The sequence below is a fragment of the Aquirufa sp. ROCK2-A2 genome, assembly GCF_054558485.1.
In genome coordinates, this window is the sequence record NZ_JBPXKA010000008.1 from 118,717 (window position 1) to 145,328 (window position 26,612).

Consider the following 26,612-nt stretch of genomic DNA (forward strand, 5'->3'; position numbering starts at 1 on the left):
AATGGTTTCATTTGGATGCATCCTTTTTTTCTGCCAAAATGAAATTTAGAACATTCGGCTTTCTATCGCTGACATTCGTCTATTTACTAATCTTAGCTGGTGGTATCGTAAGAAGCACCGGTTCAGGTATGGGTTGTCCCGATTGGCCGAAATGTTTTGGAAGATTTGTTCCTCCAACGGAAGAGTCTCAACTTCCCTTTAATTACCAAGAAATCTATAAAGAAAAATTGCACGGAGAAGTACTTTTTAATCCAACGAAAACCTGGATAGAATACATCAACCGCTTATTAGGTGCATTGACAGGATTAGTGGTATTATTTACCACTATACTCGCTCTAAAGGAAAGCCGAAAAACATTTATCTATTCCCTATTTGCCTTATTATTTGTGCTAGCCAATGCCATTTTAGGAAAATTTGTTGTAGATTCTTTCTTGTTACCTGGTGTAGTAACTGCGCATATGATACTTACCATCGCCGTAATTTACTTCTTGCTAAAGGCAATTATGCATGAAGAAGATAAAATATCAATCACAAAAAACGCTCGAAATTTAATCTTGCTGAATTTGGTATTTATTGCCGTTCAAATCATATTAGGAACCCAAGTAAGAGAAAATACGGACCATGTAATTAAGCAATTTGGCGAAAATCATAGAGAATTGTGGATAGAAAACCTATCCATCATTTACATCATTCATCGAAGCTTTACGTGGATTCTCATCGTGAGCACATTATATCTTTATAAAAAACTAAACATAAACCTAAAAGAAGTTGTTACATATAGAAATAGAATACTACTATTTCTATTTATTTCGGTTACCAGTGGAATAATCATGGCTTACTTTGCATTACCCATTGGAAGTCAACCCGTTCATTTAACTCTTTCTTTATTGTTATTAGGATTGCATATAAAAGCTCTTATTACCTTTCAAAATGATTAATATCCAACCCTATATTGCCCTCTTAAAGACTCGTCTTTCCATGACAGTAGCCTTTTCCGGCACGTTTGGATATTTATTGGGTCAAAAAGAGGTATCCATATCAAATATTGTCATCATATCCATTGCTGGTTTTTTATTAACGGGAGCTGCCAATATTGTCAATCAATTAAAAGAAATTGAATTTGACAAATTGATGAAAAGAACCGCTAAACGTCCATTACCAACCAACAGCTTAGAACCTCGTCAGGCCCAAATATTTGGCGCCATTATTGCGTTATTAGCTATTGGTATGTTATCCTATTTCAATTGGAAAACAGCGGCTATTGGAGCTCTATCTTATATTTTATACGGATTTGTCTACACGCCTCTAAAACGTGTTGGACCGATTTCCGTTTTTGTAGGAGCATTTCCTGGTGCATTTCCTCCAATGATTGGCTGGTTAGCTGCTACCAATAGTTTTGGCTGGGAACCCGGTATTCTATTTGCCATCCAATTTTTTTGGCAATTCCCCCATTTCTGGGCAATCGCATGGGTAGCAGATGAAGATTATAAAAAGGCCGGATTTAAAATGTTGCCCAATGACGGTAAGAAAAATTTAAAAACTGCCTTCACCATTATGATTTATACGGTATTTTTAGTGCCATTGGCTTTCGTACCTTATATGTTACAAATGACAGGCATTAATTCGGGAATCATTGCGGTAACGGCAAGTGCCTTATTTTTGTCTCAAACATTTTATTTAATGATGAAACCCACCGATAAATCCGCTAAATGGATGATGTTCGGATCTTTTTTATATTTACCAATAGTACAAATTGCCTACTTATTTGATAAAATTTAATCATCATGAACAAAGCACTTAATCCAATGGAGCCAGCTCCTACTCGGTCGGTAAATCCGAAAATTTTTACCATGTGGTTATTTATTGTATCCATCATTATGCTCTTTGCAGCTTTCACGAGTGCCTATTTAGTTAGAAAAGCGGAAGGGAACTGGGTCGAGTTTAAACTGCCCAATCTATTTTGGATAAGCACTGGAATTTTGGCACTTAGCAGTATTTCTATGCAATTTGCATTATCTGCAGCAAAAAAAGACCAATTTAATGCGTTAAGAACGAGTATTTCTATTACTTTTGTGCTCGGATTACTTTTTTTAATTCTACAATATTACGGTTGGATTCAATTAGTAGAAATGAACGTATATTTTGTAGGTAATCCATCAGGTTCTTTTGTATATGTTTTATCAGGTCTACATGGCCTACATTTAATCTCCGGATTAATTGTTTTATTAGTTGCATTAGTTGCAGCTTTTAAATTAAAAATCAATGCAAAAGCCTTGACCCAAATTAAAATTTGCAGTACCTATTGGCATTTTTTAGATGCTTTGTGGATTTATTTATTTTTATTTTTAGTGTTTAACAATTAAGCTTTAACCTCATGTCAGTTGCACACGCTGCCCCTGCTGTACCAGAAAATCTAACTTGGACTGGTGGTTCTGAACCACTAAAAGCGAGTTATGGAAAACTAATGATGTGGTTTTTCCTCTTATCTGATACTTTTACTTTCTCGGCATTATTGATTACTTACGGTATGATCCGTTTTAGTCAACCCGCTTGGGAAGGAACACCACAAACATTTTACTTCTCAACTGGCCACTGGCCAATCCCTGAAAAAGTATTTGAAGCAGTTCCATTCTTGCACGGTATGTCACTGCCATTGGTTTTTGTTGGTATCATGACATTCATTTTGATTGCCTCTTCAGTAACTATGGTGTTAGCGGTAGAAGCTGGACATCGTGGAGACAGAAAAGATGTTGAAAAATGGATGCTTTGGACAATCATTGGAGGTTTCACGTTCTTGGGTTCTCAAGCATGGGAATGGACGCACTTTATCCACGGTCCTGAAGATTTATCTATAGCTGCCAAACAATTGGTAGACGGAGTCATGCAACCCATTGAAGGAGCTAATTTGGTAAGAAACCCATATGGCCCTCCAGCATTTGCCGACTTGTTTTTCTTCATTACAGGATTCCATGGAACACACGTATTCTCAGGAGTTATTTTAAATGTCTTAATTTTCTTCAACGCTGCAACGGGCGTTTATGAGAGAAGAGGTCATTATGAAATGGTAGAGAAAGTGGGTTTATACTGGCACTTTGTCGATTTAGTTTGGGTATTCGTATTTACCTTCTTTTATCTTGTTTAATATTTAATTGAATTATATTATGGCATCGCACGTTACATCACACGATAGCTCTGAAAAAGAAATTCCAGCTCCTCAAACAGGCGCTATTTGGAGAACATTTTGGATTTTATTAATTCTGACAGCAATCGAATTTGTTATTGCTTTCACTATGCCGGCCAACACACTTCGTGTTGCTATTTTCTGTGGAATGACTATTGTTAAAGCATTTTACATCGTCGGAGAATTTATGCACTTAAAACATGAAGTTAAAACCTTAATTTGGATGGTTTTAATTCCAGTTATATTCGTTGTTTGGTTATTGGTAGCATTGATCTACGAAGGCGGACACTTATATTAATCCTTACAAACTTATCGAATGAAAAAAGCAGGCATTTTATTACTCGTACTAATAGTGCCTGTTTTTATTTATTTAGGCCTAAATACTTTTGGTGAAAACCATTTTATTCTTCCAAGATTTATCCCAGCATTAGACTCCACTACCGGTGAAATTCTTATGCGAGAAAGACCAAATCCAAGATGGAATGAGCCGAAATTGGATACAGTCTTTCAAACTATTCCAGAATTTCAACTCATCAATGAGAAAGGAGAAGACTTTTCCTCTTCAAACCTTAAAAACAAAATTTACGTTGCCAATTTCTTTTTTACGAGATGTACTACCATTTGTCCAAAATTAAATTCCCAGGTCAATAGAGCATCCGATGCATTTTTGAAAAGTGATGACGTAGAATTTATCTCCATTTCTGTGGACCCTAAATTCGACCAACCTGATATCTTAAAAAACTATTCAGCTAAATTTGATTCGACCAAAAAAAATTGGCACTTCTTAACCGGCGAAAAAAAATACATTTATCCTTTAATTTTGAAAGGTTTTCACGTTCCACTGGCTGATGCATCAGAATATGACCAAGCGATTAAGAATCCAGACGAAACATTTATCCATTCTGAACGTTTAGTATTGGTTGATAAAGAAGGTGTCATTCGCGGCTTTTACGATGGAACAGACAGAAAAGAAGTCGATCGATTAATGATGGAAATAAAAGTATTGCAGAAAATATATCAAAGCGAAAAATAATATGGGTTCTTTTACGGTAGAAAAATCGAACAAAAACGATCAAATAGTTAATGTTTTATCCATTACAATTCCTGTTGCTGTTGCGGTGTTAATTGGTTTACAAATTCAAATACCGCTAGGATCGTGGACCAAAATTATCCCACATATTATTGGATTATTAAATACAACTACTTCTATCAGTTTAATTATTGCATTTATTGCCATCAAAAATAAAAATATCGCCTCACATAGAAGATGGATGGGACTAGCCTTTATTCAAGGTGGATTCTTTTTACTATTATATATCCTTTATCACATTTCCAATCCTTCTACTAAATTTGGCGGTGAAGGAATCATTCGTTCTATCTATTATTTTCTACTAATCTCCCATATCGTTTTATCGATTGGAGTGGTTCGACTAGTGCTTAAATCTATTTATTATGCCCTAACGAATGACATTGAAGCTCATAAAAAAGCAGTTAAATGGGCCTTCCCTATTTGGCTTTATGTTTCGGTAACGGGTGTCATTGTTTATTTACTCATATCACCTTATTATGTATAAGAAAATAGCCCTTTTAGTTTTTATTTTAATCTTAGGCTTTCAGATTGATGCTTTGGCTCAATGCGCGATGTGCAGAACAACCATTGAAAGTTCCATCTCCAATGGTCGAAGTAATATCGCTACAGGGCTAAATACAGGTATTTTGTACTTATTGAGTGCTCCCTATTTATTAGTTGGTGCGATTGCTTATTTCTGGTTTGTTCAAAGTAAAAAAGAACAACAAGAAAAGGTTTTTCGTTTGAAAATAAAATCAAGAGTCGCTGCTATTTTTGGAAGTAAATCTTAATCCCAAATAGGGTATTGCGTCAATTTTATCTCTTCTCCATAAAATATTTGAGTGGCTTTTTCAAAGGACTCTGTATAATCAGAAACAAAAAATTGTCGGTCCCCTATCAAATCGGAGTTGTTCAACATTCCTTTCACATTCAATAAACGCTGAATGTAATCCGCCACAATAATGGATGTATCAATGATTGGTATACTTCCCTGATAATAGGCTTCAATTTGCTCCTTGATTAAAGGGTAATGCGTGCAACCTAGAATCAACCCATTAATTCCATTTAGAACTTTTTGATTCAAATATTCGCTGATAATTTGTTCAGAAATCTGATTATTAAAAAAACCTTCCTCAATCATCGGGGCTAACAAAGGGGTTGCGAGCGATTGAATATGAATATTTTGTTGGAGTGAATTAGCTTTTTTTTCGTAAATACCACTATTAATGGTTTGTTTGGTGCCAATCAGACCAATGGTTTTATTTTCCCAATGGGCCCCTAAATATTCTATGACAGGATCAATGACATTAACCACCTCTGCTTTTGACCCAACATAAGCCTTTACTAAATCAAATGCTGCCGCTGAAGCAGAATTACAAGCAATCAAAATTAATTTGCACTTTTTTTCTAGCAATAAATGACAAATTTTAACCGCATAAGATTGAATAGCAGTAGCCGATTTGTCGCCATAAGGCAGATGTGCTGTATCCCCAAAATAAATAATATTCTCATTGGGCATTAGGTCGGTCATTGCATGTGCATGCGTTAAACCTCCTATTCCACTATCAAAAATCCCAATTGGGGCTGAATTCGACATAAATTATTCCTATAATCTTTGTAAAGAACGTAAATTTGAATTTCTTTTCAAATGCAAGCAACCAATTAACAATTATTTACATCTACTAAATCTGTATAAGAAAATAAATCATTGGCACAAAATTTACATAACTATTCAAGCGAAGCAGATTTAATTTTAGGTTGCAAAAACCTAGAAAGGGCTGCACAATTTGCGCTTTATCAGTTATTCGCTGGAAAGATGTTTTCTGTGTGCAAACGATATTTAGGAAATGGTCCAGATGCCGAAGATGTTTTAATGGAAGGTTTTATGAAAGTATATACGAAAATAGATACTTATCAAGACCAAGGCAGCTTTGAAGGTTGGATTCGCCGAATCATCACAAACGAAGCTTTAATGAAAATTCGAAAAAATAAATTATTCAAAACGATAGACATTGAAGAATTCTGGGACCTTTCCATGCCAGAGAATGCCTTAATGAATTTGCAAATAGAAGCCATCGAAGAAATCATCCATGAAATGCCCATTGGTTATCGAACCATTTTTAACCTTTATGCCATTGAAGGATATTCTCACAGAGAAATAGCAGAATTATTAGAAATATCAGAAGGAACATCTAAATCTCAATTATCAAGAGCAAGAGCCCTCCTTCAAACAAAAATAAATCAAATCCAAGCATGAAAGAAACGAATAAAATAACTTGGAAAGACGTTGATGCTGATTGGAAAGAAAAATTGCATCAACGAGCAGAAGAACCTAATCAAGCTGTTTGGGAACAACTGAACGCCAAATTAGCAGCGAATGGGCAGAAAACTACAAATCAGAATAAAACAAAAAACCGGCTTTATTGGCCATGGGCAGCCATTTTTGTGTTTGCATTGGGAATATGGTGGGCTGTACCTTCTGGATGGTCATTCAAAGAAAAGGAAGTGATAGCAAATGTAAAAAATGTAGAGAAGTTAGAAGCGAGAAAAGAAGGAAGAGAAGTTAGAAAAGAGAATAGAGAAGAGAGAAAAGAGGAAAGAGAAGAGAGAAAAGAGAAGAGAGAAGAGAGAAAAGAGGAAAGAGAAGTGGGAAAAGAAAGATTAGAAGGGCAAACTATTACTGTAGTTGAAGGACGGCAAAATCTTAAATCTCGATATAGAAAAATGAAAACAACGCTACAACAGCATGTGGTTGAAAAACAAACTAAACAGGATGTAGTAGCCCTAATTGAAAACACATCAGAGCAGAAAGCCGGTGAAAAAGTAGAAAAACCGGAAACTAGTAATGAGGTATGGGTAAAAATCGATATAAACCCATTACAAAAGGAACAAATCAAAGAACAAGAACTAGTACAAAATGCATCTATTCAACCATTAAAAAAGAAGAAATCGTTTGGCCAACTTGTTAGACAGGTACGAAATCTTTTAAAGGGTGAAAGTGTAGAAGGGAATAATGCCAATAGTTTGGATGAGGGAATCCACCAAGTTGCTAATACGTATTATCGAACAGAAGAAAAAATTAAACAAACATTTCAAATACAATGAGATCATTATTAATTATCATCCTAATCGGATTGACGCAAAGTCTTTATGGAAATCATCAACCAGATAGTTTGTTATTCAAAATTGACAAACGCAATCAGACCATCATTGGAGAAAACCATGATAAGACTAAATCATTAAAAGAAGAATTGGAAATTGTCTTTCAAAAGAAAGGGCTAGTTTTATCAGATAGTTTATGGCAACAAATTCGTTCAGTTATTCGTACAGACTCAGATGGGGATAGCAGTTTGTCGGTACAAATAGGAAACAGCAAAGTAAAAATTGGAGTGATAAAATCGGGAGCTACTTACGCAGGACCTCAAAAAACATTTCAAATGCCCAATCCTAAGGATGAAAAAACCTTTCAGGTTAAAAGTGATTACACGGGCAAGTCGCTGGTAATCAATGGAGACGAAAAAGAAGAAGTAAAGGTAGGTTGGAATGGTATTCACATCAAAGATGGTAAAGAAGAAGTGCATGTAGATTGGAATGGCGTCCAAGTAAAAGAAGCAAATGGAGAAGAAACAAAGGTTATTTGGGGACAGGATACGACGAAAATACATCCCAAGGAAAAGCAATTAAACCTTTACAATCGCAAAGGACTGAATTTTTATTTAGGATTAAATGGTATAACTGGTAGTCAGCCTGAAATACAAACTGCTATTTATCCGCCGACGTATATGGAAACGGATGCCAATGTTAAACCACTAAGTTCGAGGTACGTATATATTGAGATTGCAAGAAGTGCAACGCTAAAAAGATATTCGAAAAGTGCTTTAAAATTGGGTTATGGATTAGGAATTGAGTGGTATAATTTCATGTTTGATCACAATAGAGTGGTACAAAATAGGAGCAATTACACAGCATTTCAACCTGTTTTCGACGCAAATAACCAAGAATTACGATATACCAAAAATAAATTAAGTATTAGTTATTTAACGATCCCGATAATGCCTTATTTCTCATTTCCAAAATCATCTACTTTTCAAATGATAGCAGTTGGGGGATACATCTCGTATAGAATTGATAGTTGGACAAAAACAATTGAAGAAAAAAATGAAAACTTAGTGAAAAATTCCAACAATTTCAATCTAAATCAATTTAGATACGGCTTAAAGGCAGAATTTGCAATCAAAAATTTCCCGGATATCTTCTTCAACTATGATTTAAGTCCGATTTTTGATGTGAATCGTGGACCCAAAATGACGGGATTTAGTTTTGGAATCAAACTATTCTAAAATTTATTTAAAAAATTTAGGCTAAGGCTTTGCAGAAATAAAAAATTGAGCTACTTTTGCGAACTATTTCAGCGAAAAGTTACGTTGATCTAAGAATTAGGGGATATACCAGAGCGGCCAAATGGGGCAGACTGTAAATCTGCTGGTGAATGCCTACGGTGGTTCGAATCCATCTGTCCCCACAATTCAAAATAAAGGAAAATTAATTTTTTCTACCTACAAGGTTTAAGCGGGAGTAGCTCATTTGGTAGAGCGATAGCCTTCCAAGCTATAGGTGGCGGGTTCGAGCCCCGTCTCCCGCTCAGAAAAATATTCTTGTTGATTCTATCATCAAGAATATTTTTATTGAGTAAAGCTTAAAATTTGTTAGTAGCCGAAAGGTAAAAGCCTTTGTAGCTCAGTGGTAGAGCACTTCCTTGGTAAGGAAGAGGTCGGCAGTTCAATCCTGCTCAAAGGCTCTTAATACTAGCGGAATTAAATCAGTAAGTACATTTTGAAACTTTTTATAAATAATTAAGAACTAAATAATCATGGCAAAAGAAAATTTTGACCGAAGTAAACCCCACGTAAACATTGGTACTATTGGCCACGTTGACCACGGTAAAACTACATTGACTGCTGCTATCACAAAAGTTCTTTCTGAAAAAGGTCTTGCTGAGAAGAAAGATTTCTCATCAATTGACTCAGCTCCAGAAGAGAAAGAGCGTGGTATCACTATCAACACTGCTCACGTTGAGTATTCAACAGTTAATCGTCACTATGCACACGTTGACTGTCCAGGTCACGCTGACTACGTGAAAAACATGGTTACTGGTGCTGCTCAAATGGATGGAGCTATCATCGTAGTTGCTGCTACTGACGGACCAATGCCACAAACACGTGAGCATATCCTATTGGCTCGCCAAGTAGGTGTTCCTCAATTAGTAGTATTCATGAACAAAGTCGATTTAGTTGATGATCCAGAATTATTAGAATTAGTAGAAATGGAAATTCGTGAGTTGTTGTCATTCTACAACTTCGATGGAGATAACATTCCAGTAATTCAAGGTTCTGCATTAGGTGGATTGAACGGTGATGCGAAATGGGTTGGTAAAATTGATGAGTTGATGGAAGCAGTTGATAACTGGATTCCACTTCCTGCTCGTGCAACTGACAAACCATTCTTGATGCCGGTTGAAGACGTATTCTCGATCACTGGTCGTGGTACAGTAGCAACTGGTCGTATCGAAACTGGTATCATCAACTCTGGTGAATCTGTTGATATCTTAGGTATGGGAGCAGAAAACTTGAAATCAGTAGTTACTGGTGTTGAGATGTTCCGTAAAATATTAGATCGTGGTGAAGCTGGTGATAACGTAGGTTTATTATTACGTGGTATTGAGAAAACTGATATCCGTCGTGGTATGGTAATCTGTAAGCCAGGTTCAGTTAAGCCTCACACTAGATTCAAAGCTGAGGTTTATATCTTGTCTAAAGAAGAAGGTGGACGTCATACTCCATTCTTTAACAAATATCGTCCACAATTTTATTTCCGTACAACTGACGTAACAGGAGAAATCATGTTGCCAGCTGGAGTAGAAATGTGTATGCCAGGTGATAACTTAACAATTGATGTTACTTTATTGAACCCTGTAGCTATGGATAAAGGTTTACGTTTCGCGATTCGTGAAGGTGGACGTACTGTAGGTGCTGGTCAAGTAACTGAAATCTTAGACTAAGTTTAACCTAGTACAAATTTTAAAAGAGCGGTTTTTACCGCTCTTTTTTTTTACACCTTAAACAAAAACCTATGAAAATATTATCCATTATACTACTCATTATTGGCATAAACAGTATCCAAATCCAAGCTCAAGAATATTATGAGCTAAGAACCTATGAAATGAAATTTCGAGGAAATGTCAATTTACTTGAAAACTATCTATCAAAGGCCCTAATTCCTGCATTGAACAAATACGGAATTCCCAAGATTGGGGTATTTAAAGATCTAGGTAAACCAGAGCCCATAATAGTGGTAGTCGCCATTCCATTTCCTAATTTATCCTCTTATGAAGGCTATAAACGAGCATTAGAAAATGATAAAACGTACCAAGAAAATGCGAAACCATACTTTGACAACGTGGGACCTGAAAAACCTTTGTTCGATAAAATGTCTACTACTCTTGCCAAAAGCTTTACCGCAAGTCCTAATTTATCTATTCCGAAAAATAATCCTGAAAGAATATATGAATGGAGAACTTATGAGGCATATAATGAAGATGCCTTGAGAAGGAAAATTGCCATGTTCAACGAGGAAGAGTTGAATATATTTGACCATGTGGGACTGCATCGAACATTTTTTGGGGAAGTATTGGCTGGAGAATATGCCCCTAGCTTAACCTATATGATTGGATTTAGCAACATGGAAGAAAGAGATGCGAATTGGGCGAAATTTTCAGTAGATGCCGATTGGAAACGAATTTCAAATGATCCAAAATACGGCAACAGCCATTCAAAAACCATTCGAAGATTTTTAGTTCCGACAAATTATTCCCAATGGTAATAAGATAAAATGACAAGAGGTTTGCAAATTCTGAAAATTTACCTAAATTTGCAATCCTTTATACGGGCATAGTATAATGGTAGTATGCAGGTCTCCAAAACCTTTGGTCAGGGTTCGAATCCTTGTGCCCGTGCTTAGTAAATTTTAAAAACCGTCAGAAACGGTGAAAATATGAGCAATTTTACATCATTAATTAAAGAATCGTGGGTAGAAGTTACTGAAAATGTAACTTGGCCTAAATTCTCTGAACTACAATCGAGTTCAGTATTAGTATTGGTGGCATCTTTAATTTTTGCCTTATTGGTAGGACTTATCGACTTAGCCTTCAAATCAGGATTGGATTTATTTTATAGTTCATTTTAATAATAGGCTAAAAAAGCCCCGATCCATAAAAGATCAATACCCATGGCAGAGACTAAATGGTATGTTTTGAGAGCAATTTCAGGACAAGAGAAAAAAGTAAAAACTTATATGGAAAATGAATTAGCGCGTCAAGGCGTATCTGATTCTGTTCCCCAAATATTAATTCCTACCGAAAAAATTTACGAAATCCGTAAAGGGAAAAAAGTTATTCGTGAGAAAAACTTATTCCCAGGCTATATCATGGTAGAAGCGGATTTAGCGGGTGAGGTTAGTCACATATTAACATCTACTCCCGGTGTCATTGGATTCTTGCAAACGACAAATGAAGAGCAAGAAGAAACGAAGATTGAAGGTGGTAAAACGAAAAAGGTAAAAGTAATGGTAAAGAAGCCAATGCCTTTAAGTCAAACCGAAGTAAATCGAATCTTAGGTAAAGTAGATGAATCTGCTGCCGTAGAAGAATTAGAATCTGTAACTTTTGTGAAAGGCGAAATTGTTCGCGTAATCGATGGACCTTTTGCTTCATTTGAAGGAACTGTTGAAGAGATTCATGAAAACAGTAAAAAACTTCATGTAATGGTGAAGATTTTTGGAAGAAATACTCCTTTAGAATTAAATTATTCTCAAGTAGAAAAATAAAAATTGAACATTCAATTAGTTAAAAATCCTATCACCGAAAATGATAGGATTTTTTATTTGACATAATTGATCTAAATAATATTTGCATATTCAAATATTATCTCCTAATTTTGCAGTCCGTTTAAAAGCGGGATTCTATTTCGCCCAAGTTGGGCAAATGGAATAGACTGAAAGGTTTGTTACGCTGGAAAGTCAACCGGAGAATATCAGATAAGGAAGCTTCCACCCTTATTGGCAGAGAAACTCCACCAATTCACTTAATAAACGATGTTTTAATATGGCAAAAGAAATAGCTGGTTACGTTAAGCTTCAATGCAAAGGTGGCCAAGCCAATCCTTCACCGCCCATCGGTCCTGCTTTAGGTTCGAAAGGATTAAATATCATGGAGTTCTGTAAGCAGTTTAATGCTAGAACACAAGATAAACCTGGCGTAGTATTGCCAGTCCTAATTACTTATTTCGCGGATAAATCGTTTGAATTCGTTGTAAAAACTCCTCCAGCCCCAATCTTGTTATTAGAAGCTGCGAAAGTTAAATCTGGTTCAGCTCAACCTAATTTGAAAAAAATAGGTTCAGTTTCTTGGGATCAAGTGCGAGTAATCGCTGAGACAAAGATGCCAGACTTAAATTGTTTTACAATTGAAGCAGCAATGAGTATGATTGCTGGAACGGCCCGATCAATGGGTATTACTGTTTCCGGTGAAAAACCGTTCTGATTTACAAAAAATCAGGAATTAACAATTTAATTTAAAGGTAATGGCAAAACTTACGAAGAAAAAAAAGGAAGCCCTTTCAAAATACGATGCAACGCAAGCGTATTCGCTTGATAAAGCGGCGGAGATTCTGAAAGAAATTTCCTATACTAAATTCGATTCTTCAGTGGACATCGATGTTCGCTTAGGAGTAGACCCCCGCAAAGCAGACCAAATGGTTCGTGGCGTGGTTGCCCTACCTCATGGAACCGGGAAAGACGTACGTGTACTCGTACTATGTTCTCCCGATAAAGCAGAGGAAGCAAAAGCAGCCGGAGCTGATCACGTAGGATTAGATGATTACATTGCAAAAATCGAGAGCGGTTGGACCGATATCGACGTAATCATTACGATGCCAACTGTGATGGCTAAGTTAGGTCGCTTGGGACGTGTGTTAGGTCCACGTGGACTAATGCCTAATCCAAAGTCTGGTACAGTAACTTTGGAAGTAGGAAAAGCAGTAAAAGAAGTAAAAGCTGGTAAAATCGATTTTAAAGTTGATAAAACTGGTATTATCCATACCTCTATTGGTAAGGTATCTTTTGATGCAAAGAAAATTGTTGAAAATGCTCAAGAAGTAATCAATACATTGATGAAATTAAAGCCTAGTTCAGCAAAAGGTACTTATGTTAAATCTATCAACATATCATCGACAATGTCTCCGGGCATTATCATTGATAAGTCGACTGTAAGCGGTTTGTAATATGACAAGAGAAGAAAAAAATCAAATTATTGATGAGTTGGGCGAAAAGTTCGCTGCAACTCCGTACTTCTACATCGCAAGTACAGCAGGTTTATCTGTAGCAGAGGCAACTCAGTTTCGTAGAATGTGTTTCGCAAGAGGTTTAGAATTCCGTATTTTCAAAAATACGTTAATCGCTAAAGCTTTAGAGAAAACAGGAAACGATTATTCCTCTTTTAATGCGGAAGTTTTGACTGGAATGTCTGGTATCATTTTCTCAGCAGAAGATGCTAAATCTCCAGCTAAATTGATCAAAGATTTCAAAAAAGAAGCTGGAAAAAACAAAATTACATTCAAAGGTGCTTCTATCGAAGGTGGCTTATATATTGGTGAAGATCAATTAGTTGCTTTGGAAAACATCAAGTCGAAAAACGAGATGATTGGAGAAGTTATCGGATTGTTACAATCGCCTGCTAAAAATGTTGTTGCGGCTCTTAAGAGTGGTGAACACAAATTGGCTGGCCTTGTTAAAACATTATCTGAGCGCCCAGAATAATTTTTACCCAAGTTTAAACGAGGTTTAATCCTCAACAAATAATTAATTCTTAACAATTAAATTTTCAAAAAATGGCAGATTTAAAAGCGTTCGCTGAACAATTAGTGAACTTAACTGTAAAAGAAGTAAATGAATTAGCTGCTATCCTTAAGGATGAGTATGGTATCGAGCCAGCTGCTGCTGGTGCTGTAATGGTTGCAGGTCCTGCTGCTGGTGGTGACGCTGGTGATGCACCTGCTGAGAAAACATCTTTTGATGTTATCTTGAAAGCAGCTGGTCCAAACAAGTTAGCTGTAGTTAAATTAGTAAAAGACTTAACAGGTTTAGGTTTGAAAGAAGCTAAGGATGTAGTTGATGCTGCTCCAAAAGCTATCAAAGAAGGTGTAAGCAAAGACGAAGCTGAAGGTTTGAAAAAATCTTTAGAAGAAGCTGGTGCTGAAGTTGAAGTAAAATAATCAACTTACCGATTTTCGAAAGAAGGGGATGGAAACATTCCCTTTTTTTTGCTTTATTTGGTACTTAATTCACAATGTCCCCTTATCCAATTTCCATGCGTGATTTGATTCAACTCCTTCCTGATGCGATTGCCAACCAAATTGCTGCTGGTGAAGTAGTACAAAGGCCGGCATCCGTTGTGAAAGAATTGATGGAAAACTCCATTGATGCAGGGGCAACTAATATCCAACTCATTGTCAAAGACGCCGGAAAAAACACCATTCAGGTCATTGATAATGGTTCTGGCATGTCAGAAACCGATGCACGTATGTGCTTTGAACGACACGCCACCTCTAAAATCAAAAAAGCAGAAGACCTATTTAGTATCAAAACCATGGGTTTCCGTGGGGAAGCGATGGCATCTATCGCCTCTGTAGCCCAAGTTGAACTGAAAACAAAAAGAGAACATGATGAACTAGGAACTTCCTTGCGAATAGAAGCTTCCGTTTTTAAAGGACAAGAAAATATTTCAGCCCCTACAGGAACATCCATCATAGTCAAAAATCTATTCTATAATATACCTGCCCGAAGAAACTTCCTCAAGTCAAATCCCGTCGAAATGCGTCATATTTTAGACGAATTTCAACGAATTGCTTTAGCACATCCTGAAATTAAGTTTTCCTTGGTCCAAAATGACCAAGAAACCTATTCGCTTAATCCTGAAAAGCTCGGTAAACGCATTGTCGACCTTTTTGGTAAAACCTACCGCGAACAATTAGCGGCTTGCGAAGAAGATACCTCTTATGTATCCATCAAAGGATATGTAGGCAAACCCGAACATGCCAAAAAAACCAGAGGAGAACAATTCTTTTTTGTGAATGATCGTTTCATCAAAAGCACCTACCTCAATCATGCAGTCATGAGTGCCTATGAAAGATTACTTCCAGATGGATCCTTTCCCTTTTACGTTTTGTTTCTAAGCATCGATCCGAGTCACATCGACATAAACGTTCACCCAACCAAAACAGAGATCAAATTTGACGATGAAAGGGCTATCTATGCAATCGTTCAAGCTGCGATTAGAAAAACACTCAGTATAAATAACCTCATTCCATCCCTCGACTTTGATACCAACGTGAATTTCAATGTTCCAAGAGATGAAAGGCCATCTCAAGAATTCGGATCAAGAACAAATTCTTATTCAGGCAATAGCCAGCCAAACAAACATTCAATTCATGATGCTTGGAAAAAATTATACGAAGGTTTACAAGACAATATCAATGATTTTGAAAGGCAGTCAGGTAAAGGGTCACAAGATCAATTATTTTCATCACAAGTAAATAATCAAGAAAGTGAATTCCCTACCCTCCAAAGTAAAGCCAATACGTGGAATGTTGATGGTCAAAAATCTAGTCCATTTCAAGTTATTCAAATTTTGAATAAATACTTAGCAGTTACCTTATCAGAAGGTTTATTGTTAATTGATCAAAAAAGAGCCTACCAAAGAATCCTTTATGATCAATTTATTGAAAATTTAAAACGTAAAAATGGTGCTTCCCAACAAGTGCTATTCCCAAAAATATTGCATATTTCTCCAAGTGACAAAAGCCTCTTAGAGGAAATAAAAGAAGATATTAGTCATCTCGGTTTTCAATTAGAATCAGATGAAGAACATACGTATTGGGTAAAAGGCGTCCCTGCAGGTTTAGGCGAAGAAGATGGCCAAAATTTGATTGAAGGAATTCTAGAACAAGTAAAAAATGAATCAACTGAATTTCAACAGCATCGCATTGAAAAAATAGCTCAAGCCATGGCAAATCGATCAGCTATTAAATTTCAACAAAAAAGATTGAATCAAGAAGAGCTAAATTCCCTAGTTGAACAATTGTTTTCTAGTACCAATCCCAATTTTTCTCCCAACGGAGAGACTGTTTCCAGGAAATTAGGGGAGGAAGCATTGTTCCACATCATAACCAAATCCAACGTTTAACATAATTCAACTAAGAAATATCGGCACCGGATTTGGATTATATCAAATCAATTAATATTTTGTGGTTAATAAAATTTAATCACTAATATGAATATTCACCTTAGCCATCTAGCAGCTGGTTATTCTAAAGGAAATCCTGCCGTCATTATTGATGGATTATCTATTCCTGAATCCTCTAAAATCAATCTCATAAAGGGCCAAAATGGTGCCGGGAAAACCACTTTTTTAAAGGCTTTAATAAAAGCATTACCCTATCATTCGGGAGAAATAACCTATGGTGATCTGAAATTTTGTGAAAGAAATCGAAATGCGATCATGAATAAGCTGGGGTTTTGCTTTACCACCGGATTGTCGTATCCAAATATGACACTCATGGAAAACATTTCTTTATTTCAACTCCTGTACAAAAACAAATCCCAGGCATTTTCTGAAGAGATTATTGAATTACTTCAAATAGAATCCATCATAGACGTAAAAGCTGGAAAGCTTTCTCTCGGTAGAAGAAAATTCATCGATTTTGCCTTGTGCCTGATGCATGAACCTGAAATTATCTTTTTAGACGAACCAACAGCCAATTTAGATGCGACTAGTATGGGAATCATGCTGGATGCGATCCAATATTTATCGGAGAAAAAACAGATGTCTTTTTTGATTGCTACGAATGAAGGTGATCATTTTAAGAGTTTGGTTTCCAATGAAATTCTAATTAATCAGGTGAATGCCAACTATTGAAAGTTATACTGAAAAACTGAAAAATTTCCTATCAGTACTAAATTATACGGTTTTAAGTCAAAACAGGTATCTCATTTTACTTGTCATATTCCTTATAAGTATTGTAGCGAATTACTTAATTTTTATCAATTTTAAACTCCACAGACAATTTAATTATGACTACGGAGAAAATACCAATTGTTATATAGAAGTTTATAGCTTCATCCGTCTTATCAGAAATCTTAAACCGACCTTTATATTATTCATTACACTAACCAACTTTTACTGGTTTTATGTAGATAAAAAAGATTTACCAAGAGTCGTCTTTTTACCAATATCCAAAAGGCTAAATTTTGCGACTGCTTTTGTCATCTTATTAATATTTCAACTTTGCTTTGGCGCCTTTTTACTCTATCTATTAAACTACCAGTTTGATCAATTTATTTTAAAAGAAGATTGGACAAAAATACCCTTTTCTAGCACCAGCGTCAACAACTCCATCCTACTAGAAATAGTGATTTTTTCGGCATTAAACTCATTGAATATTTTAACAATGGTTCGTTTTTTCCCAAGAATAAAAACAATCATTCAAATAATTGCTATTATCTACTTGACTTTCAATAACTACGTTTTACCAGGAAGTGCCATGTATGAAAATGCTAAAAACCTATGTAAGGACAAATAACATGAAAGATTTAATCAAATTTGAATTCAAAAAATTTAATAATTTAAAAAATCAAATATTAGGTATTATATTTTTAGGTATTGCTAGCATAGTAATAACCTTGATTGGGGAAATCACAATAAAACCGATTGCGATTATGTCAATTCAAACCATAAAATATACCGAAATACATCTCTATTTATACCTATTTTGGACACTAACTACCATCATACTCCCCTTCTTTTATTTAAAATATTTCCAAGTTGAAAAAATAAATGACTACTTCGGTAAAATTCGACTATTACCGCAAAGATTTCACCAGGTGTATTTGGCCAAATTAGGATTCTTGACAATCCTATTATTCTTACTCGCCATTGTAATGGGAACCATCATTTCAATAAAAGAGTACTTTGTTTCAGATGGCGAATTTTATGCTGTTTTTGACTATTTTACTATATTCAAGTGGATATTACTAATAAGTTTGGTTACTATATTCTATTACAACATTCTACTATTTTTATTTGTTGTTTTTAAATCTCCACTAATCCTTTATGCTTTTCATATCATTAACATCCTATTATTCCCCTTTCAGTCATTTTATTGGATCCCGTTAAATTGGTCAAGATTGACTATTAGTTATTTGGGAAGTTTATATGATAAAGACTCCTTTTTTACAACTCATCCACCTTCTCAATTTGGCATAATTATTTTGGTCCAATTAGTGCTTATGTTAATAACCTTTCAATTGATTAAACGTGAACAAAATAATTAAAAACCTGCCGAACCAAGGGATACAAATCGGACTAATTTTAGGTATTGTTAGTACCCTAATGTCTATTACACACTATTATGTGGACGATATTTCAATCATCTCATTAATCGTGGACCTACTTGTTATCATTTCTCTACCCATTTTCTTTTATTGGGTTTTTACCAAAACAGCCTTTCAACGATCTTTCAAAAATCTCTTGATCTTTTATTCAAAAGTTTTCCAACTTTGGATATTGCTGAGCTTTTCATTTAACCTGTATATCCATACTTACATTGATCCAAATTTAGGAAATCAACTCATCGAAAAAAAGATAGCAAAAAGTAGAGAAAGAACTGAACAATATGAAAAGGAAAATAATCTAATCATCACTAATAAAGCGGAAAATGAGGAAGATGAGTATAATCGTTATAAAGATCTATATACTCCAAAAACGCTCATAAAAAATTACTTAATCTCCATATTAACCATGCTATTTATAACATGTGTCATTAGTTTTTTTCAAAGTGAAAGAGAGTAGGATGATGTAAGAGGTAATAGGTATTTTAGGTAAAAGGCAATAGGTTTTCTACCTCGAATCAAGGTTAAAAACTGGAATAGGTTAGAAACTAATACCTAAACACTTATAACTAAACACTAATAACTAATAACTAATTTTCTACTTTGCCAACTCCACCGCTCTATCTCTAGCCGCAAAAATGCCCTGTTGTAAACCTTCGGCAATTGCTTTTTCGGAAAAGGTTTTTAAGGCAGCTTCAGTGGTCCCTCCTTTGGAGGCTACGTTTTGAATCAATTCATCCAAAGATTTATCACTGGTTTGCATCAAATGGTAAGAACCCAACATCGTTTGTTTCACCAATAAAGCTGACATTGCGGAATCAAATCCCATTTGAACTCCTGCATCAATCATCGCTTTGATCAAATAAAAGAAATAGGCTGGGCCGCTTCCGCTTAACCCCGTGACAGCATCCAATAAACTTTCTTCTTCTAAATAAACCGCGCGACCTGTAGAATTAATCAAATTCTCCACTTTGCGAATATCTGACAATCCAATTTCAGGTGCAGATGCAAAAGCCGTCATTCCCATGCCCAATAAAGCTGGGGTGTTTGGCATGGCACGGATGATCAATGGATGATTCAAGGATTGTTGAATATTGGTGATCGGAATACCTGCCATGATGGATAAAACCAATTGGGTAGGTTGAATAACATTTTTCAATTCCACTGCAACGGAGGAATAATCTTGTGGTTTGACGGATAAAATAATTAAATCGACATCCGAAATTTTATCTGAAATCGTATCAACAACGATGCCTGATTTTTGTTCTTGCAATACATCACCGCGTTCTTTATTCTTTTCAATCAATAAAAGATCCTCTTTTTGAACCAAATTGTATTGAATGAATGAATTGGCAAAAGCCATTCCCATGTTTCCGCAGCCTATGATTGCAATTTTCATCTTAAAATTATTTGTCTTTAAATATATTTGCTAAATATTGTTCCAAAGCCGGGCCTCGTAATCCTTTTGCCACAATTTTACCCGCAGGGTCTAATAAAAAAGTCATTGGTATGGAGTTAACGCCATATGCTTGCGCACCAACAGAATTCCAATATTGCAGATCAGAAACATGTTTCCACACTAACTTATCATTCTCAATAGCTCTAAGCCAGGCAGCTTTATCTTTATCTAAACTAACACCAAAGATTTCAAATCCTTTGTCTTTGTATTTGGCATAGGTTTTTACCACATTTGGATTTTCTTGTCGGCAAGGTCCACACCAACTTGCCCAAAAATCGATTAATACATATTTCCCTTTCAATGAAGACAAGGCTAATATTTCACCCGTTGGAGTAGGAAGTGCAATTTCTGGCGCGTCATTGCCTGTATTTGCACCTTTTAATCTTTTGAGGTTCTCTAAAAATGGTTTTACCTGAGGATGATTGGGGCGAGATTGTCTTAATCTATTACCAATTTCCTCTAAAGTGGCCATTTCTGTGTCTTGGGGTAAAAAATTGGTAGCCCACAAGGCAACTAAATTAGAGCCCATTTGAGGAATTAAGGCTTTAATTTTTTGTAAAGTCAATTGTTGTGCGGAAGTAAATTCCCCTTGAATTCGAGCAGAGGAGGAAGGATTTTTTTGTACCTCTTCATTCCATGCTTTCACTTTTATTTCCAATTCTTTTGAAATCGACATCAATTGAAGCATATACTTGATATTTTCAGAATTGGATTTAATGGAATAGGCACCCTGTTTTTCAGGAGTATTGATTCCATCGGCCATAAGCTCAATATTTTCTGTCCCATCTAAGATTAACAATACTTTTTGGGCATTTGGAACATCAAAAAAATTCACTAGATAAAAGCCCCCTTCATTGACCACCTTACCCGAAAAGGATACTGATTTTTGTCCGTCAGGCGCCAAGGAATCAATTTTAATCGCTTGACCTCTCGCATTAATCAGTTCCAAATACACCTTTTTATTCGGTATAATTTGGCCAATTTTCACTTGAATTTTATAATTCTGGGCCATTAATTGGCTCAATGAAAAGAAGCAGAAAAATAAGATAATTAGTGATTTTCTCATTTTATTTTAATTTATCTAATGCTTCAGACATTAGTGCGTTTACTTTTTTAGGATCTGCAGTACCTTTGGATTTTTTCATTACCTCACCGATAAACAAAGCAATAAGTCCTTTTTTACCTTTATGGTATTCCTTTACTTTATCCGGATAAGCCTCTATACTTTCTTGAACGAATTGGGCTAGCTGATCAACACCTTGCGTGTTTGACCATCCTTGTTCTTCAACGATTTCTTTCGCCGATTTGTCAGGATTTGTCAAACATAAAGGAAATAACTGGTGTGAAGCTAAATTATGTGATATGATACCTTCCTCTACTAAATTTACAATATCAGCCAATGTTGTAGCCGAAATTCCAAAGTCTTGAATGGATAAATTATTTTCATTCAAATGTGACTTGACAGGACCCATGATCCAATTCGACAAGGATTTGTAAGCCTTTGTTAATTTTGCAGCTTTTAGAAAATAGGCTGCCATTTCCTTGCTATCTGCCAAAATGTGTGCATCATAGGCTGGCAATTGAAAATCATTTATCAGAATACTTTCTTGCTCCCAAGGTAAAATGGGCATTTGATTCTTTACTTCATTAATCCAATCTTGTGATATGGTTAAGGGAGCCAAATCAGGTTCGGGGAAGTATCGATAATCATTCATCGTTTCTTTCACCCGCATGCTGTGGGTAATACCTGCATGAGCATCAAAAGTCCGAGTTTCTTGTATAATTTTCTCTCCTTTATCCAATAATGCTGCTTGACGAACACATTCGTGTTCAATTGCCCGTTGGATATTTCGAAGAGAATTCATGTTTTTAATTTCTACTTTGGTGCCTAGGGTTTCGGTACCAACTTTGCGTAAAGAAACATTCACATCTGCTCTCAACGAACCTTCTTCCATATTTCCGTCACAAATTCCAAGGTAACGAACCAACTTTCTTATTTCAAAAACAAGGGCATAGGCTTCCTCTGCAGAGTGAATACTTGGTTCGGTTACCATTTCTATCAATGGAGTTCCTGCCCGATTGTAATCGATAAAGCTAAAAGGGTTGTCTCCTTCATGTAGGGATTTTCCAGCATCTTCTTCTAAATGAACATGGTGAAATTCCAGGTATTTAGTTCCCTCCTTTAAATGAACATGTATACCGCCACCTATGCATATGGGTGTTTTGTCTTGTGTTACTTGATAGCCTTTTGGAAGATCAGGATAAAAGTAGTTTTTACGATCGAAATATTGATTTGGACTAATTTTTGAACCTAAAGCTAAACCCATTTTAATGGCAAACTCAACTGCACTTTTATTTAATTTTGGTAAAGTACCAGGATGTCCCAAAGAAATGGGAGTAATTAATGTATTAGGTGCTTGTCCAAAAAGTACAGGATCAGATGCAAAAATTTTGGAATTTGTTTGCAACTGTGCATGTATTTCTAGGCCTATAACTGGCTGGTATGCTGTAGATTGAAAATTACTCACTGAATAAGGATAAAAAGATCTTCTAATTCTGTAAAGATAACAAAATTGATGCAGAAGAGAGAATTATGACTTGATTTTACAAGTACAAGTCGATTTATGTTGATAATTCACCCAATAAGCCAAGCCGATGCTCAGACCTAGGAGAATTCCAAATATCCATTCAATAGATGATTGGTGTATTAAATATTCCGAAAGCTTAATGGCTAAAGCGATTAGAAGTAAAATCAATGGAAGTGCTTTTTGATGTTTACGATAATCAATAAACAGGAGAATTGCCGCTAGAATAAAACTTGAGGATACGAGAATCCATTCCATTAAACCGGAAAAGGCGAAAGTGGAAAGAAGCATCGGTGCAAAAACAATAAAAAGTGGCATTGCCATACAATGTATGGCACACACAACTGATAGAAAAATACCAATTCTTTCTACAGTCACTAATTGCTTAACTTGCTTTTTTTCGGACACTATACAATTATTTAATAACCAAATCAAATGTTAAATCGATATCAGTACTACCAACATTCGGATCACCGGTTTTCACTACTTTCCCATTAACAGGTGGCTGATGTTTAAGCATAATTCGAAACTTACCACCTGAAGGTTTTTCAGTAGCCATACTACTTGTGCTTAATTTAACCTTGCGACCAAAAGGCAAACCATTTTTATCTTTATCTAAAATCAAAAATGTCCCTAAATTGGAAGGGAGTAATTGGTATACGAAGAGATGCACATCACTTTCGGACTCAATATCTTCTGTAACATCAACCTTGGGAGACTTAGAATCGTCGTAAACACCCACTTCAATCTCATAACTTGTATTGCGATCCAATGTAATAGGATCTAACATTTCAAAAACCCCATCTCCGTTTTTATCTAAACCTTTTACGACAAAATCGCTTTTGTTATCGCTTTTAAATTCGAGTTCAACAGAAGTAATAAGCTCATTATCATCCTCTGGGGTAATTTCATTTTCTTTTTTACAAGAAAAAAAGAAAAGACAAATGCTAAGTAGAAATAAATTTTTCATATAATTAAAAAATAACAAAGCGATTATGCAATACTGTTGCAAGTTAGAAAAAAAAATACAAAATGCAACACTATTGCAGAAAAATTTATACAACAAAAAAAGCCAACCCATTACTGGATTGGCTTGATGTTAATAACTTGGAGCTTACTTACTTTCCCGGGTTTGATCCCAGTATCATCAGCGGTGCGGGGCTTAACTTCTCTGTTCGAGATGGGAAGAGGTGAACACCCGTCCTATCGGCTCCATAAATCTTGCAAGGCTTAGCCTTTTTCCATATTGTGAGTAAAAATAAATAGTAGTAGCATTTCAATTAATTAAAAAATAGTAAGCTTTCGGGTAATTAGTACTACTCGACTTTGACATTACTGCCTTTACATCTGTAGCCTATCAACCGTGTCGTCTACACGGACCCTTCATGGAATACTCATCTTCAGGTCAGTTTCGCACTTAGATGCTTTCAGCGCTTATCTGGTCCCGACGTGGCTACTCAGCTATGCCCTTGGCAGAACAACTGATTTACCAGCGGTCAGTCCAACTCGGTCCTCTCGTACTAAAGTCAGAACCTGTCAATATTCCTACGCCCACAACAGATAGGGACCGAACTGTCTCACGACGTTCTGAACCCAGCTCGCGTGCCACTTTAATCGGCGAACAGCCGAACCCTTGGGACCTTCTCCAGCCCCAGGATGTGACGAGCCGACATCGAGGTGCCAAACCTCCCCGTCGATGTGAGCTCTTGGGGGAGATCAGCCTGTTATCCCCAGAGTACCTTTTATCCTTTGAGCGATGGCTGTTCCATACTAAACCACCGGATCACTATATCCTACTTTCGTACCTGATCGACTTGTCGGTCTCACAGTCAAGCTCCCTTTTGCTATTGCACTCTACGCACGGTTACCAAGCGTGCTGAGGGAACCTTTGAAAGCCTCCGTTACTCTTTTGGAGGCGACCACCCCAGTCAAACTACCCACCAAGCAATGTCTCCGTTTAACGGATTAGAATTCCAGTACAAGAAGGGTGGTATTTCAACGTTGGCTCCCCGATGCCTAGCGACACCGGCTCACAGCCTCCCACCTATCCTACACATCCAGTACCAAAACTCAATGCTAAGCTATAGTAAAGGTTCATGGGGTCTTTCCGTCCCGTTGCGGGTAAACGGCATCTTCACCGTTACTACAATTTCACCGAGCTCACGGCTGAGACAGTGCCCAGATCGTTACACCATTCGTGCAGGTCGGAACTTACCCGACAAGGAATTTCGCTACCTTAGGACCGTTATAGTTACGGCCGCCGTTTACTGGGGCTTCAGTTCAATGCTTCGCCTTGCAGCTAACATCCCCCCTTAACCTTCCAGCACCGGGCAGGTGTCAGGCCTTATACGTCATCTTTCGATTTTGCAAAGCCATGTGTTTTTGTTAAACAGTCGCCTGGGCCATTTCTCTGCGGCCACGATTGCTCGTGGCTCCCTTTATCCCGAAGTTACAGGGTTAATTTGCCGAGTTCCTTAGCCGTGATTCACTCGAGCGCCTTAGAATATTCTTCTCGACCACCTGTGTCGGTTTACGGTACGGGTTACTTAACAGTTATGCGCATAAACTTTTCTTGGAAGATTACTCGCTACACTCGGTTTGGCATTGCTGCCGCCTCTCTAAGACACTATTCCGTCAGTATCTGGTAACCCATTCTCTCCGTCATCTAATTGCCCATTAAGTAAGTACAGGAATATTAACCTGTTGTGCATTAGGCTGTCGCTCTCGCTAGGCCCTTAGCCCCCGACTAACCCTCAGTTGATTAGCATAGCTGAGGAATCCTTAGTCTTTCGGCGTGAGGGTTTCTCGCCCTCATTATCGTTACTCATGCCTACATTTGCTTTTCTGAACGCTCCAGCAAAGCTTGTCGCTTCACCTTCTCCGCAGATCAGAATGCTCCCCTACCAGTATATAAATATAATCCAAAGCTTCGGTATTTTACTTGATGCCCGTTTATTATCGATGCCCGCCTCGCTCGACCAGTGAGCTGTTACGCACTCTTTAAATGAATAGCTGCTTCCAAGCTAACATCCTGGCTGTCACTGCAATCAGACTTCCTTAGTTCAACTTAGTAAAAATTTTGGGACCTTAGCTGTTGGTCTGGGTTCTTTCCCTCTCGGATTGGGACCTTAGCACCCCAACCCTCACTCCCGGGTATATTTTAAGCCATTCAGAGTTCGTCAGGATTTGGTAGGATTTGACTCCCCCTAGTCCTATCGGTAGCTTTACCTGCTTAAAACTTGACCCCGAGGCTGTTCCTAAAAACATTTCGGGGAGTACGAGCTATTTCTCAGTTTGATTGGCCTTTCACCCCTACCCACAAGTCATCCAAATACTTTTCAACGTAAACTGGTTCGGTCCTCCACTCCGTTTTACCGGAGCTTCAACCTGCTCATGGGTAGATCACAAAGTTTCGCGTCTACTCCCACTGACTAAGCGCCCTATTCAGACTCGCTTTCGCTCCGGCTGCTCACGTCTACGTGATTAACCTCGCCAGTGAAAGTAACTCGTAGGCTCATTATGCAAAAGGCACGCCGTCACCCCACGAAAGGGCTCCGACCGCTTGTAAGCGTATGGTTTCAGGGTCTTTTCACCCCCTTACTCAGGGTACTTTTCACCTTTCCTTCACAGTACTAGTTCACTATCGGTCTCTTGGTAGTATTTAGCCTTACCGGATGGTGCCGGCAGATTCAAAGGGGATTTCTCCAGTCCCCCCCTACTCAGGATACTCCTACAATTAAATAAACTTACCATTACAGGGCTCTCACCTCCTACGGCCCGCCTTCCCAGACAGTTCATGTTCATTTATAAAATCGATAT

General features: G+C 36.9%; 29 protein-coding genes, 4 tRNA genes, 1 rRNA gene and 2 other annotated features. Of the genes, 27 read left to right on the forward strand and 7 right to left on the reverse strand.

The annotated features are described in order from the left end of the window. Window positions 1-38 precede the first annotated feature (38 nt). The 8 genes from V7S76_RS10790 to V7S76_RS10825 are packed head-to-tail and all read left to right on the forward strand — an operon-like array spanning window position 39 to window position 5,041. Complete coding sequence (locus V7S76_RS10790; RefSeq protein WP_459510116.1) at window positions 39-938, forward strand: COX15/CtaA family protein; 900 nt, start codon at window positions 39-41, stop codon at window positions 936-938. Next, the gene (gene cyoE / locus V7S76_RS10795; protein ID WP_459510117.1) at window positions 931-1,779 is read left to right on the forward strand and encodes a heme o synthase; all 849 of its coding nucleotides are present in this window, start codon (window positions 931-933) and stop codon (window positions 1,777-1,779) included. Before V7S76_RS10790 ends, cyoE begins: the two co-directional genes overlap by 8 nt. 5 nt (window positions 1,780-1,784) lie before the next feature. Next, window positions 1,785-2,363, forward strand: a complete 579-nt coding sequence (locus V7S76_RS10800; protein WP_459510118.1) for a cytochrome c oxidase subunit 3 — start codon at window positions 1,785-1,787, stop codon at window positions 2,361-2,363. 11 nt (window positions 2,364-2,374) lie between these two features. Beyond that, a complete protein-coding gene (locus tag V7S76_RS10805) occupies window positions 2,375-3,142 on the forward strand; it encodes a cytochrome c oxidase subunit 3 (RefSeq protein ID WP_459510119.1) in 768 nt (255 codons plus the stop codon). A gap of 19 nt (window positions 3,143-3,161) precedes the next feature. Next, entirely contained in the window at window positions 3,162-3,479 is a 318-nt protein-coding gene (locus tag V7S76_RS10810; protein WP_459510120.1) for a cytochrome C oxidase subunit IV family protein, read from the forward strand. A gap of 18 nt (window positions 3,480-3,497) precedes the next feature. Beyond that, window positions 3,498-4,214 carry an SCO family protein gene (locus V7S76_RS10815; RefSeq protein ID WP_459510121.1) on the forward strand — a complete coding sequence of 239 codons (717 nt, stop codon included), beginning with the start codon at window positions 3,498-3,500 and terminating at the stop codon, window positions 4,212-4,214. A 1-nt stretch (window position 4,215) separates the two neighbouring features. Beyond that, complete coding sequence (locus tag V7S76_RS10820) at window positions 4,216-4,755, forward strand: DUF420 domain-containing protein (RefSeq protein ID WP_459510122.1); 540 nt, start codon at window positions 4,216-4,218, stop codon at window positions 4,753-4,755. Beyond that, entirely contained in the window at window positions 4,748-5,041 is a 294-nt protein-coding gene (locus V7S76_RS10825) for a hypothetical protein (protein WP_459510123.1), read from the forward strand. The genes V7S76_RS10820 and V7S76_RS10825 overlap by 8 nt, the downstream gene beginning before the upstream one ends. Here the strand turns inward: V7S76_RS10825 and murI are convergent. After that, window positions 5,038-5,847, reverse strand: a complete 810-nt coding sequence (gene murI, locus V7S76_RS10830) for a glutamate racemase (RefSeq protein ID WP_459510124.1) — start codon at window positions 5,845-5,847, stop codon at window positions 5,038-5,040. The genes V7S76_RS10825 and murI overlap by 4 nt on opposite strands. Before the next feature lie 111 nt (window positions 5,848-5,958). Between murI and V7S76_RS10835 the strand changes: the two genes are divergently transcribed. From V7S76_RS10835 to V7S76_RS10925, 19 genes are all read left to right on the forward strand, one after another. Next, window positions 5,959-6,507, forward strand: a complete 549-nt coding sequence (locus V7S76_RS10835; RefSeq protein WP_459510125.1) for an RNA polymerase sigma factor — start codon at window positions 5,959-5,961, stop codon at window positions 6,505-6,507. Next, complete coding sequence (locus V7S76_RS10840) at window positions 6,504-7,355, forward strand: hypothetical protein (RefSeq protein WP_459510126.1); 852 nt, start codon at window positions 6,504-6,506, stop codon at window positions 7,353-7,355. The genes V7S76_RS10835 and V7S76_RS10840 overlap by 4 nt, the downstream gene beginning before the upstream one ends. Continuing rightward, entirely contained in the window at window positions 7,352-8,590 is a 1,239-nt protein-coding gene (locus V7S76_RS10845) for an outer membrane beta-barrel protein (protein WP_459510127.1), read from the forward strand. Before V7S76_RS10840 ends, V7S76_RS10845 begins: the two co-directional genes overlap by 4 nt. Before the next feature lie 99 nt (window positions 8,591-8,689). After that, a tRNA-Tyr gene (locus tag V7S76_RS10850) sits at window positions 8,690-8,772 on the forward strand. A gap of 47 nt (window positions 8,773-8,819) precedes the next feature. Then, window positions 8,820-8,892: transfer RNA gene (locus V7S76_RS10855), tRNA-Gly, on the forward strand. Between the two features lie 84 nt (window positions 8,893-8,976). Beyond that, window positions 8,977-9,048 (forward strand) — tRNA-Thr (locus tag V7S76_RS10860). 72 nt (window positions 9,049-9,120) lie between these two features. Next, entirely contained in the window at window positions 9,121-10,308 is a 1,188-nt protein-coding gene (gene tuf, locus V7S76_RS10865; protein ID WP_459510128.1) for an elongation factor Tu, read from the forward strand. A 71-nt stretch (window positions 10,309-10,379) separates the two neighbouring features. Continuing rightward, window positions 10,380-11,129, forward strand: coding sequence for an NIPSNAP family protein (locus V7S76_RS10870; protein ID WP_459510129.1), 750 nt, complete (start codon window positions 10,380-10,382; stop codon window positions 11,127-11,129). Between the two features lie 62 nt (window positions 11,130-11,191). Further along, a tRNA-Trp gene (locus V7S76_RS10875) sits at window positions 11,192-11,262 on the forward strand. Window positions 11,263-11,300: 38 nt separating this feature from the next. Then, on the forward strand, window positions 11,301-11,492 hold the full coding sequence (gene secE, locus V7S76_RS10880) for a preprotein translocase subunit SecE (protein WP_459490600.1): 192 nt from the start codon (window positions 11,301-11,303) through the stop codon (window positions 11,490-11,492). A gap of 42 nt (window positions 11,493-11,534) precedes the next feature. Then, window positions 11,535-12,131, forward strand: a complete 597-nt coding sequence (nusG, locus tag V7S76_RS10885; RefSeq protein WP_459510130.1) for a transcription termination/antitermination protein NusG — start codon at window positions 11,535-11,537, stop codon at window positions 12,129-12,131. 277 nt (window positions 12,132-12,408) lie between these two features. Then, a complete protein-coding gene (gene rplK / locus V7S76_RS10890) occupies window positions 12,409-12,846 on the forward strand; it encodes a 50S ribosomal protein L11 (protein ID WP_459510131.1) in 438 nt (145 codons plus the stop codon). 40 nt (window positions 12,847-12,886) lie between these two features. Next, window positions 12,887-13,585 carry a 50S ribosomal protein L1 gene (gene rplA / locus V7S76_RS10895; RefSeq protein WP_459510132.1) on the forward strand — a complete coding sequence of 233 codons (699 nt, stop codon included), beginning with the start codon at window positions 12,887-12,889 and terminating at the stop codon, window positions 13,583-13,585. 1 nt (window position 13,586) lies between these two features. Next, window positions 13,587-14,120: a 50S ribosomal protein L10 gene (rplJ, locus tag V7S76_RS10900; protein ID WP_459510133.1), complete on the forward strand. Its 534-nt coding sequence runs from the start codon at window positions 13,587-13,589 to the stop codon at window positions 14,118-14,120. A 71-nt stretch (window positions 14,121-14,191) separates the two neighbouring features. Continuing rightward, on the forward strand, window positions 14,192-14,575 hold the full coding sequence (rplL, locus tag V7S76_RS10905; protein ID WP_459510134.1) for a 50S ribosomal protein L7/L12: 384 nt from the start codon (window positions 14,192-14,194) through the stop codon (window positions 14,573-14,575). Between the two features lie 74 nt (window positions 14,576-14,649). Next, window positions 14,650-16,545: a DNA mismatch repair endonuclease MutL gene (gene mutL / locus V7S76_RS10910; protein WP_459510135.1), complete on the forward strand. Its 1,896-nt coding sequence runs from the start codon at window positions 14,650-14,652 to the stop codon at window positions 16,543-16,545. Between the two features lie 87 nt (window positions 16,546-16,632). Further along, a complete protein-coding gene (locus V7S76_RS10915; protein ID WP_459510136.1) occupies window positions 16,633-17,277 on the forward strand; it encodes an ATP-binding cassette domain-containing protein in 645 nt (214 codons plus the stop codon). A 665-nt stretch (window positions 17,278-17,942) separates the two neighbouring features. Next, entirely contained in the window at window positions 17,943-18,692 is a 750-nt protein-coding gene (locus V7S76_RS10920; protein WP_459510137.1) for a hypothetical protein, read from the forward strand. After that, complete coding sequence (locus V7S76_RS10925; protein WP_459510138.1) at window positions 18,676-19,209, forward strand: DUF4199 family protein; 534 nt, start codon at window positions 18,676-18,678, stop codon at window positions 19,207-19,209. Before V7S76_RS10920 ends, V7S76_RS10925 begins: the two co-directional genes overlap by 17 nt. A 138-nt stretch (window positions 19,210-19,347) precedes the next feature. Here the strand turns inward: V7S76_RS10925 and proC are convergent, their stop codons facing one another. From proC to rrf, 6 genes are all read right to left on the reverse strand, one after another. Then, a complete protein-coding gene (gene proC / locus V7S76_RS10930) occupies window positions 19,348-20,148 on the reverse strand; it encodes a pyrroline-5-carboxylate reductase (protein WP_459510139.1) in 801 nt (266 codons plus the stop codon). Window positions 20,149-20,155: 7 nt separating this feature from the next. After that, window positions 20,156-21,274, reverse strand: coding sequence for a peroxiredoxin family protein (locus tag V7S76_RS10935; RefSeq protein WP_459510140.1), 1,119 nt, complete (start codon window positions 21,272-21,274; stop codon window positions 20,156-20,158). Window position 21,275: 1 nt separating this feature from the next. After that, window positions 21,276-22,736: an Asp-tRNA(Asn)/Glu-tRNA(Gln) amidotransferase subunit GatB gene (gatB, locus tag V7S76_RS10940; protein ID WP_459510141.1), complete on the reverse strand. Its 1,461-nt coding sequence runs from the start codon at window positions 22,734-22,736 to the stop codon at window positions 21,276-21,278. A 63-nt stretch (window positions 22,737-22,799) separates the two neighbouring features. Then, on the reverse strand, window positions 22,800-23,201 hold the full coding sequence (locus V7S76_RS10945; protein WP_459510142.1) for a MerC domain-containing protein: 402 nt from the start codon (window positions 23,199-23,201) through the stop codon (window positions 22,800-22,802). 7 nt (window positions 23,202-23,208) lie between these two features. Further along, the gene (locus V7S76_RS10950) at window positions 23,209-23,763 is read right to left on the reverse strand and encodes a hypothetical protein (RefSeq protein ID WP_459510143.1); all 555 of its coding nucleotides are present in this window, start codon (window positions 23,761-23,763) and stop codon (window positions 23,209-23,211) included. Window positions 23,764-23,898: 135 nt separating this feature from the next. Continuing rightward, window positions 23,899-24,010 (reverse strand): 5S ribosomal RNA (rrf, locus tag V7S76_RS10955). 85 nt (window positions 24,011-24,095) lie between these two features. Further along, window positions 24,096-26,359 (reverse strand) — a sequence feature (most likely nonfunctional fraction of RNA operon). Between the two features lie 101 nt (window positions 26,360-26,460). Then, window positions 26,461-26,612 (reverse strand) — a sequence feature (23S ribosomal RNA rRNA prediction is too short).